Below are 2,261 nucleotides of genomic sequence, written 5' to 3'. Positions count from 1 at the left end.
GGCTTCAACCGCTCCATCTGGTCGTCCGTCAGCCAGAAAAGATTGCTCATCATCACCCCCGTCAGTTCGGGAGCTTGAATCACGCAGGCAGGGCGGCCTCAAGCCGATTAATGGGTCCTGACCCTAGCCCGGCAAACCAGCAGATCAGTTTGACCCACGGGCGCCTCACCGCGTCCGGAGGGCGGGAGCACTCGGCCTGTGGCACGAGCAAGGAAAGATATTGCCGGAAGGCACCAGCGGGAAGGCACGGCAGTGCCGGTTTCCGCTTGCGTGCCGGAATGCATCTCCGGCTCCTCACCTTTCCCGATGCTTGCGCTTGCCGACCTGCCACTTCACCATCGGGATCAGATTCTCGAGCTCATCCGTTCGATGGCGCGGGATGCCGCGCGCGCAGATCACGCTGTGGACCGCGGGGGCGGTGATGCGTGAACCGACGTCCACACTGATCAGGGAGCGTTGCTCATGACCATTCGCGTTGCCATCTATGCCCGCTATTCGTCAGACCTGCAAAGCGCGGCGTCGATTGAGGACCAGATCCGTCTCTGCCGTGAACGTGCCACGCGTGAGGGCTGGCAGATCGTCGGAAGCTACGAAGATGCTGCAACCTCAGGCGCCTCGCTGATGCGCCCCGGCATCCAGCGCCTGCAACAGGACGCGCGAGAGCGGCGCTTCGACCTGGTTCTGTCCGAAGCGTTGGATCGGCTCAGCCGCAACCAGGCGGATATTGCGAACCTCTACCAAAACCTGGCTTTCACCGGGGTCGGGATCACGACCCTGTCAGAGGGTCGGGTCGACGAGATGCACATCGGGCTCAAGGGCACGATGAACGCCCTTTTTCTGAAGGACCTCGCGGCCAAGACCCATCGCGGCCTGCGTGGCCGTGTGGAAGCGGGCAAATCCGGCGGCGGCAATGCCTACGGTTACCGGGTGCTGCGCAGCTTGAATGAGGATGGCGAGGTGAAGCGCGGTGATCGCGAGATCAACGAACAAGAGGCCGCGGTCGTGCGGCGGATTTTCAGGGGGTATGCCGAAGGCCAATCTCCGAACCAGATTGCCGACAGGCTGAACTGCGAAGGCGTGCCAGGCCCCCGTTCCGGCAAGTGGGACAAGTCCACCATCCATGGCAATCCAAAACGCGGCACCGGCGTGCTGAACAATGCGATCTATATCGGCAGGCTGATCTGGAATCGCCAGGCCTTCGTTAAGGATCCGCGGACCGGCAAACGTCAGGCGCGACCCAATCCTGAAGCGGACTGGATCACAACAGAGGTCCCCGATCTCAGGATCATCGACCAAGGCCTCTGGGAGGCGGTGAGGGCCAGGCAGGAAGGGCGCATGCTCGCACACACCGAGCGGGAAGCATGGGAACGCCGCAAGCCGCGCTTCCTCCTGACCGGGCTTGTCAAATGTGGCTGCTGTGGTGGGGGCTTCTCCACCATCGGCAAAGACCGCTTTGGCTGCAGCAACTCACGCAACAAAGGCAAGTCGGTCTGCGACAACCGCACGGGCATCACCCGACAGGATCTGGAAGGCAGGATCCTGTCCCTGCTCACCGACCGGCTCATGGACCCTGAACTGGTTAAGGTTTTTGCCGCTGAATACATCGCCGAGCGCAATCGCCTGGCCGCCACCCACACCGATGACCGGGCGGACAAGGAGAAGGAACTCACGAAGGTGATCAAGGATCAGGACGTTCTGGTGAACGCCATCCTGGCTGGCACCCCGGCAGACCGGATCAAGGCGAAGATGGAACAACTGGAGACACGGCAAAGGCAGCTGGAGAAAGATCTCGCCAGATCCCCTGCCCCGGCCTCAACGGTGCGCATCCATCCGAGGATGGCCGACACTTACCACTACCGCATCCGAAGCCTTGTTGCCGGTCTGACCGAGGCCGACCACGAGACCGAAGCGCGCAATGCCATCCGCAGCCTGATCGACAAGATCGTGGCAACACCGCTGCCGACAAAGGGCAAACGTCACACGCTCGCCCTAACGCTTCACGGCGATCTGGCGGGGATTCTGGGCCTGAGCCTAGGAGCTGATCTGTTGTCCGAACAACAAAAAACCTCCTGCGAACAGGAGGTTAATCAAAGTGTAGAATTTCTGGTTGCGGGGACAGGATTTGAACCTGTGACCTTCAGGTTATGAGCCTGACGAGCTACCGGGCTGCTCCACCCCGCGTCCGGTCCGAGGGCATTTTGTGCGATCGGGTATTTGTATCGTATTGAGAGTTATGTGTCTCTTTTTAGGTTTGGCGGTGA

Annotated in this window: 1 protein-coding gene and 1 tRNA gene; one reads left to right on the top strand and one right to left on the bottom strand. The window is 61.0% G+C overall.

Translation table 11 applies throughout. The features are described from left to right. Positions 1 to 462: 462 nt before the first annotated feature. The gene (locus D1012_RS21810) at positions 463 to 2,148 is read left to right on the top strand and encodes a recombinase family protein (protein WP_118156228.1); all 1,686 of its coding nucleotides are present in this window, start codon (positions 463 to 465) and stop codon (positions 2,146 to 2,148) included. Here D1012_RS21810 and D1012_RS21805 read toward each other — a convergent pair. After that, a tRNA-Met gene (locus D1012_RS21805) sits at positions 2,105 to 2,181 on the bottom strand. The two genes, D1012_RS21810 and D1012_RS21805, sit on opposite strands and share 44 nt — an antisense overlap. Positions 2,182 to 2,261: the final 80 nt, after the last annotated feature.

This window comes from Pseudotabrizicola alkalilacus, assembly GCF_003443995.1.
GTDB lineage: Bacteria > Pseudomonadota > Alphaproteobacteria > Rhodobacterales > Rhodobacteraceae > Pseudotabrizicola > Pseudotabrizicola alkalilacus.
Note: the sequence above shows the minus strand (reverse complement) of the source record. Positions and strands in the feature narration are given on the sequence as shown.